Below are 436 nucleotides of genomic sequence, written 5' to 3'. Positions count from 1 at the left end.
GGGTTGCCCGTGGCGAGCGGGTACTCCCAGTAGGGCTGTTCGGCCAGCTGGACGCTGTGGAAGGGCTTGGCCTCGAACTGGGCGCGGGTCAGGGCTCGCCCCGGGTCCCAGCCGTTCTTGGTGAAGAAGTAGTTGAAGCGGCGGGTCTTGTGTTCCGCGTGGAACCCCCAGGTGATCTCCAGGTTCCGGCCGGAGGTAACCGGGTGCTTCTTCCAGTCGCGGCCGACCTCGTCCAGGGAGGCCGCGTGGTCCTTCCCGGCGCTGGCGATCCGTCCGTCCGCCAGCGGCTGGGCGTTGACCACGTCGCTCGGAGCGAAGGGATCGGACAGGCCCCGTGTGTCTGAGGGAAGAACTTGCCAGCCTCCAGGCTTTGGCCTGTCAGTCCTCCAGGTAGAGGTGGGCTCGGGAAGGGGGAAAGCTGACTGCTCCGTGCCTG

At 67.4% G+C, this 436-nt stretch carries 1 protein-coding gene; it reads right to left on the bottom strand.

Annotated features, from left to right (window positions below; translation table 11 throughout):
• A partial coding sequence (locus tag KM933_RS38810; protein WP_221362402.1) for a lytic polysaccharide monooxygenase auxiliary activity family 9 protein occupies positions 1 to 302 on the bottom strand: 302 nt, incomplete at its 3' end.
• Positions 303 to 436: the final 134 nt, after the last annotated feature.

The sequence above is a fragment of the Streptomyces beigongshangae genome (genome assembly GCF_019710745.1).
Taxonomy (GTDB): Bacteria; Actinomycetota; Actinomycetes; order Streptomycetales; family Streptomycetaceae; genus Streptomyces; species Streptomyces beigongshangae.
The sequence above is the reverse complement of the archived record's forward strand: the minus strand, read 5'-3'. Positions and strand labels throughout refer to the sequence as shown.